Annotated in this window: 2 protein-coding genes and 1 pseudogene; all 3 read right to left on the minus strand. The window is 66.4% G+C overall.

Annotation, left to right across the window (positions count from 1 at the left end; genetic code table 11):
* Positions 1-583, minus strand: a 583-nt coding sequence (locus GX015_RS08675; RefSeq protein WP_291344398.1) for a DEAD/DEAH box helicase family protein, incomplete at its 3' end; no start/stop codon positions are given.
* A 58-nt stretch (positions 584-641) separates the two neighbouring features.
* On the minus strand, positions 642-1127 hold the full coding sequence (locus GX015_RS08680; RefSeq protein WP_102212224.1) for an FABP family protein: 486 nt from the start codon (positions 1125-1127) through the stop codon (positions 642-644).
* Between the two features lie 87 nt (positions 1128-1214).
* Positions 1215-2017: pseudogene (locus tag GX015_RS08685) on the minus strand (hypothetical protein); the annotation flags it as partial.

Here is a 2017-nt window from a genome sequence, read left to right on the forward strand (position 1 = left end):
ATTCGTCGCGGTCGACCTCGTCGCCGGTGCGCAGCATCGCTGACCTGTCCAGGTAGGACTGGGGCGTGCCCAGGCCGTAGATGCAGGACACGGAGCTCACGACGACCACGTCGCGCCGCGACAGCAGAGCCGACGTGGCGGAGTGGCGCAGACGCTCGACGTCCTCGTTGATGGACGAGTCCTTCTCGATGAAAGTGTCCGTCTGCGCGATGTACGCCTCGGGTTGGTAGTAGTCGTAGTAGCTGACGAAGTACTCGACGGCGTTGTTCGGCAGCAGCGAGGACAGTTCGTTGGCCAGCTGTGCGGCCAGCGTCTTGTTCGGCGCCATGACCAGGGTGGGGCGCTGCATCTTCTCGATGAGCCACGCGGCCGTCGCGGACTTGCCGGTGCCGGTCGCGCCCATGAGCACGACTTCCCGCTCTCCCCTGCTCAGCCGTTCCGACAATTCGGCGATCGCCTGCGGCTGGTCACCCGAGGGTTGGAAATCGCTGATGACCTCGAAATCGCCGCCGGCCCGCTCGATTTCCCCGACGGGGCGGAATTCGGAGTGGGCGACGACCGGTTGTTCTGCTGCGAAGGCCATGCGGCCAGCCTACAAGCGCCCGCATGGCGTCACACACCCGTTCGCCGCGGGCGTACCGCTACTGCTTGGCCAGCTCGCTGACCAGGTGCTGCTGCATGGGTTGGCCGACGGCCGCCATGCCGAACTCGGTGATCAGCTCGGTGCGGTCGGCGTTGAGCACCCACGTCCGGGACGTGGCGTCGACCTGCTTGGCGGTGCCCGAGTTCACTACGGTCGACTCGTCCATGACGATTGCCAGTTCGCCGTCCTCCCCGGACTCGACCCGGCCGGCCAGCACCTCGGTCTGGCCGGTGGGCTGGGCCAGGGTGAACTCGACGCGGCCGTCGCCGATGGGACGGAAAAAGCCGGCTTCGGTGTGCATCGGTTGATTCTCGGCTCCGGCGGTCTTCTGCTCGTAGCGCAGGAAGGGTTTGCCGGGAATGGCCATGAACGTGAGCGTCTCGTTGTACCGGAAGGAATCGATGGTCGGGTAGTGGCCCTTGCCGGGGCCCTTCCACGTGCCGATGAGGAACTCGAACTCGGAGATCAGGGGATGAAGGTTCATGCCCCCGAGGGTACCCATTCCAGCGGCGAAAAAGACCCGGCAAGCCCTGACGCTCCTGGCGCCGGAGGCCACGATCCGGTCCGGCCCCTACCCCTCCGTGGCCAGGATCTCGTCCGGGGTCTCCGGCAGGTCGGCGGTCAGCGTCTCCTTCTCGCCCGTCATGTCCACGACATGGATCTTCTTCGTGGCGGGGTCGGTCACGTAGGCGACGTCTCCGTTCACGGCAAGCGCCGGCCGCGGGTCCTGCCACTCCTCGGACTCCTCCCAGGCGTCGATGACGTCGATGGTCTTGACCACCTTCGCCTGCTCTGGGTCGATGAGGTGCAGCTTTCCATCGGTGCCCAGCACCACGGCCATACCGTCGTCATTCATTCCCAGTGAGCGGAAGGTGTAGGAGGTCCCCAGGTCGACGAGCTTCAGCTCGCCGGTCTCGGCGTTGATGATGGACACCTTTTCGGGCCGCTCCAGCTCTTCGTCGTCCGCGGCCTTCTTGTCCGACTTGTAGTCGCCGAGGACGAACTTCGACTCGGTGGAACCGGCCTGGTTGCCGATGCGACCGTACTCGTCGGGCGCCTTCACCTTGGCCACCTTGCCGTCGGCGTACACCAGGCCACCGTCGGAGCAGCCGACGAAGATGCCGGCGGCGGTCTCCTCCGCACCGTGCGCGCCCGGGCACTGCTCGAAGCGTTCGAGTTCCTTGCCGTCGGCGTCGACCTGGGCGATGCCGGTGCGCTTGCCGTCATCGTCGGCGATGGTGACCATGTACGTCCCGTCCTCGCCGAGCACCGCGATGCCGTGGTGGGCGGGGACGCGGAAGTGGTCGATGGCGTCCATGCCGGTCAACCGCACGGTGGTGACGTCGCCGGTTTCGTCGTCGAAAAGCACGGCGG

Origin of the sequence: Corynebacterium sp., assembly GCF_012837295.1 — a bacterium.
In the GTDB taxonomy this organism is placed as follows: domain Bacteria; phylum Actinomycetota; class Actinomycetes; order Mycobacteriales; family Mycobacteriaceae; genus Corynebacterium.